The following is a 4,061-nucleotide window of genomic DNA, read 5'->3' on the forward strand; positions in this document are numbered from 1 at the left end:
TGTGAAGGGCTTAGGTTGTTGCGCCCTTATTTTGCCCCCAAGCGCTGACTTGGGGTTAGATTTGCTTTGTTTTACCTGATCAGACATAGGTTTTGGCTATTATTCCCACACGAATTAAGACTTACCCGAGGAGTCGCAGAGCTCGTCGGCCTGGGCGAGCATGATCTCGTTGACGAGGGCCTCCGCCATGGCGCGGCTGAGCTCCTGCATGTTCACCATGCCGTCGTCGAAGCTCGGCTGCGAGGTCCTGCACATGCAGCTTCCGGCATCGCCGCCGCGGCCCAAGTCGCGGCGGCGTATCTTTTTTTGCCATAATCGTTTTGCGCCGTTGAGCACATTGAGATGCAATCAGATTCTTATCACTTGGGCTACTCCGGGGCTTTGAAGCAGCGCGAAGAACTCATTGATTGCGTCATGTCGTTGCACTGTGCCGAGCCTGTAGTTGCTGAAGGTGAACGTCACGCTGCTTTTGGCGCGAGACAGAGCGACGAAGAAGGCGCACCTGTCTTCTTCTGGCTGATCCTTGAAAGACCAAAACGCATCGTCCTCTAAACCGAGGAAGTAAACGCGTTGATACTCCAAGCCCTTGCTCTTGTGGATAGTCATGACGGGGACAACGCCTTTGCCCAATAACCTATCGATTGCAGACGGCATGTCGGGCGATGTCGCCAACATGCTGTGAAGCGCCTTCGCCAAACAGCACATCTGCTTACCGATCTGGTCGCTTTGCCTGTAAGCCGGATATCTCGTTCGTATGCCCTCTTCGCCGGTCCATTCGGTTATCAGCTGGAACGAAGCTTCCAGGGAAGCTTCATCAGCTGCTTCTCGCAGTCTAGATCCAATCCCGTCCAACAGCTCATTGAGCTCGAGCTCGGTCGTCGCGAACTCGCCGGGATCTTCGATTTCGCTTCCGTCGCGCAAATCGAGCAGTTCGTCCTTTACCGCTCGCCTGAGTCTTGCGCTGCAGTTTCCGAGGGCAACATATGCGCAATCGATAATCAGTCGGATGAAGGGGTCTGAGAGAATTGTTTGGTAGTCCGCCTCTAATCTCGATTCAATTCCTGCTTCGTCAAGCGCCCTCATAATCGCCTTGGCATATTCCTCGACCTTCTGCTTGCTTAGAATGCAGATCTCTTCGGGTTCGACGCCTGCAGCGATAGCATTCGAAATATCCTGCGCTAAGTACGCTGCCTCCTTGCGGTCGTCGTCGCTTATGACAAGCCTTATCTCGCCGTCGCTGGGACGCCATGCGTCCGACGGCAGTGCGGGCGAGGCGTGCTCGCCGAGAGATCCGTACATCATTGCCTGGAGCTCGACGAGTTTAGGCGCGGAGCGGTAGTTCCTGAGGAGTTGGATTCTCTCCGCATCGAAGTCGCCACGGAAACGGCCGAATGCATCCCTCATGGCGCCAGCCCACAGCATTATCCGCTGCTTGTTGTCCCCGACGGCTGTCAAGGTGCCGTTGCCTCCTCCGAATAGGGTTTCTATCATCCTGTATTGAAAAGACGTTGTGTCCTGGAATTCGTCTACGAACGCGTACTTGAATGTACGCCGTATTGCCTCCACTACGAGAGGGTTGTGTCTCAGAATGTATAGAGCTAGCGAAAAAACCATGGAAAAGCTCAGATGGCTTCTTTCGCCGTCCGGGTTGTTGATCATGGTGAGGAAGATTCTCGCGTTCCCTCTTCCGCCGTATGCGATGAGCTTGCATTCTTCGGCCTCTTTCGCCCGGAACCGCTTCTTGTTCCCGCTGCAGATTGTGTCTCGTATCTTCCCCATGACTTCGTCGTCGTTGATCACGTAGTCATGGGTTGGCCGGTATTGCTCGGGGAGTGCGTTTCTGAACCTGTCGAGGATGGACTTGGCAAAAGCATCGAAGGTAACCGATGCGAATCTTCGTCCATATTCGGTCCCGCATCTCTCCTCCACGCGTTCAGCCAAGTTCACCGCGGCGTCGACCTTGAAGCTTACGGCGAGTATCCGATGGGGTACGTCACATATGCCGGTTTGGAACAGGTAACACGCCTTTTGCGCGAGCAGCTCTGTTTTGCCGGCGCCTGGCCCTGCCATGACGAGCACGTTGCCCTCGAAGCGCAGAGCTTCGTCGGCCCTACCCTCGAGGACAATTCCGTCAGCCGGCAGCCATTCCTCACGCTTCATCGTCTACCCCCGCAGGGGATCCCGAAACGAGATTGGAAACCATCTTCGCAAGGTGTTTCAGCGCTTTGGGCATCTGTTTCCCGAAAGACTCGTCGTCTACATCGGCAAGCGCAAGGATATGCGTGCCTGGTTTGCCCCTCTTTCCGAGGAAGAGACTCTTGTAGTACGGCATGAGATCCTTCTGCTCTTCCGTATACGTGGATCCGTCGCCGCCAGAGCCGCGTTTGCCCGAGTGCAAAACGCATTCGATGGCGTGCTGCCTGGTCTCTGTGGGTATTGTAGCGGTGGAGCGGGCAGGCTTGTTTTTCACGTTGCGCGGATCGTTCGCCCCGTCGACCGCTTTGTATGCACGGGGAAACGCGCAGAGCATCGCGAAGTCCAGATCAAGTGGCGCCGAGAAGAATACTCCCTTTGATTCGAGGCAATCAATCCATTCGTCCAATTCAGGGTCATCGTCGCCACGCTTGCCGAGGGACTCGAATTCTGGCGAGTCCGTTGAAATTCCGCCTGGCCAGTCGAATACCTCGTCCTTCTTGAATTCCTCCAGCTTGTTAACGGCGTACTTGATCCTGCCCCATCCGCCCCCGAAGCGTTCGCGATCCAGGTCCAAAAGCGTCACGTAGGGGATATCGAGCTCGTTGAAAAGCCTCCAGAAATGGTTGACGTGCCTCCCGCCCAGCGGCGCGACCGATATCCCGTTGGCATCCGCTTGCCCGCATAGCGCCCCAATCGCCCTGGGCAGGACGATTTCCTCGCTGCTGCCCTCGCCGAGCACCACGGCCTTCGCGAACAGCACCTCAGGATAGGCGAGGAGAGACCCGCGAACGTATTTGCATGCTTCCGCTTCCGCGTTGTCGGGTAAGGCCAAGCGACGGCAAATCGTGGAATTGGATTCACGGCGCATCCTGAAATGCCGTACTTCCGTCGGCTCCACCCGCCCTGCGATCGCGGGGGAGTGCGACGTTACGATCACCTGGCAGTGGGACTCTTCTCCGGTTTTCCTCAGCTCCAGCATCAACTTGCCGAGTAGGTGCGGGGCAATGTGGTTTTCCGGCTCTTCGACGGCCAGAAGCGTGAGCGCGGGTAGGGTGACGTCGAAGTGTTCCTTTATGCCGTCTGCATTCTGCCGAAGCTTGCCTTCGAGCTCTACGAGGCCTTTCACCATGGAGAAGTAGAACAGCGATTTTAGGCCGTCCCCTAACTCTTCGACTTCGTATTCCCTCTCCTCCGGCGTCGGTGAGAATGTTACTGCAGGATGACTCACCACGGACTCGAAGCTGCCTCCACCGAAGGTCAACCTGGCGTTCCCGTAGCGGCTATCGCTATCAAGGCCACCCCAAGCGTCGTGGAGCGATTTGTTGATGGCATTCGCCCCGGGCTCTTCGAGCACGGTGTCGCTGATTTCGCCTATTTTATCCCTGATGGCGCTCTTCTTGGCCTCGCCCCACTTCACCGATCTTATTAGGCCGCCAACTATCGTTCCCGAGGTCAACCTAAGCTCCGCCTTAGGATTCCGCGATGCGGGGACGTAGATCATTCGTATTGAGTCAAGCAGCTGTCGCTTAGCCGCGACGCAGTTCTCTTTCGTCTCGAGCTCGCCTTCCGCGGCCATGATGAATACCACTTCGCCGTCGATCGACCCCTCGGCGTTCGCGCTCCTGCTCCACTTCGCCGAGAGTCGGATGCGCACAATGGGCGTCCCTCCCGGCCCGTTCAACGTTAGGTACTCGTAAAAGACCGCGACAACATCGTCCGGTTCCTCCGAGCAGAGCTCGGGTAACCGCTAAAACGTGTGGGATTTAGCATGGTTTTCACCATCTTCCGCATGCCCACACGTTTTCCGCCTGTTTTTGCGTGACGGTCCGCTTTCTAGCCTTCCTGAAGCCTCCAGGGCCTACAGT

At 56.6% G+C, this 4,061-nt stretch carries 3 protein-coding genes; all 3 read right to left on the reverse strand.

Features of this window, described 5'->3' with window-relative positions:
• Positions 1–114 precede the first annotated feature (114 nt).
• Complete coding sequence (locus G7Y50_RS11720) at positions 115–255, reverse strand: hypothetical protein (RefSeq protein WP_165056808.1); 141 nt, start codon at positions 253–255, stop codon at positions 115–117.
• A gap of 93 nt (positions 256–348) precedes the next feature.
• The gene (locus G7Y50_RS11725) at positions 349–2,160 is read right to left on the reverse strand and encodes a UvrD-helicase domain-containing protein (RefSeq protein ID WP_165056809.1); all 1,812 of its coding nucleotides are present in this window, start codon (positions 2,158–2,160) and stop codon (positions 349–351) included.
• Positions 2,150–3,850 (reverse strand): ATP-dependent endonuclease, encoded by a 1,701-nt coding sequence (locus G7Y50_RS11730; protein WP_165056810.1) that lies wholly within the window; start codon positions 3,848–3,850, stop codon positions 2,150–2,152. The genes G7Y50_RS11725 and G7Y50_RS11730 overlap by 11 nt, the downstream gene beginning before the upstream one ends.
• Positions 3,851–4,061 lie beyond the last annotated feature (211 nt).

The sequence above is a fragment of the Adlercreutzia sp. ZJ176 genome, from assembly GCF_011038975.1.
Lineage (GTDB): Bacteria > Actinomycetota > Coriobacteriia > Coriobacteriales > Eggerthellaceae > CAAEEV01.

Excerpts from the sequence above, each read along its gene's own strand:
- G7Y50_RS11720 (WP_165056808.1), bottom strand. The coding sequence starts at position 255 with ATGTGCAGGACCTCGCAGCCGAGCTTCGACGACGGCATGGTGAACATG.
- G7Y50_RS11725 (WP_165056809.1), bottom strand. The coding sequence starts at position 2,160 with ATGAAGCGTGAGGAATGGCTGCCGGCTGACGGAATTGTCCTCGAGGGT.